Annotated in this window: 1 protein-coding gene; it reads left to right on the top strand. The window is 46.5% G+C overall.

The annotated features are described in order from the left end of the window. Positions 1–47: 47 nt before the first annotated feature. Positions 48–254 (top strand): hypothetical protein (locus tag J5M71_RS29100; protein WP_207839158.1); only part of this gene is annotated, 207 nt, incomplete at its 3' end.

Below are 254 nucleotides of genomic sequence, written 5' to 3'. Positions count from 1 at the left end.
CGGAAGGTGCTGAAAGGGCTTCGATCAAATGATCGATGGCGGTTGAGATGAAGGTTGACAGCGGTTTTAAACGCTGTATTATTCGCCTCCCGCTACGAGAGATCGCAGCGAGTCAAGTGTTTGAAGCCAAACGAGTTTCTCGCAAAAAACTTCAAAATAAACGCTTGACAGCAAATGAGGAAAGCGTAGAATGCGCGCCTCGGTTGAGACGAAAGGCTCTTAACCAAACGCTCTTTAACAAATCGAATCAAGCA

This window comes from Pseudomonas sp. 43(2021), from assembly GCF_017490805.1.
Taxonomy (GTDB): domain Bacteria; phylum Pseudomonadota; class Gammaproteobacteria; order Pseudomonadales; family Pseudomonadaceae; genus Aquipseudomonas.
Note: the sequence above shows the minus strand (reverse complement) of the source record. Positions and strands in the feature narration are given on the sequence as shown.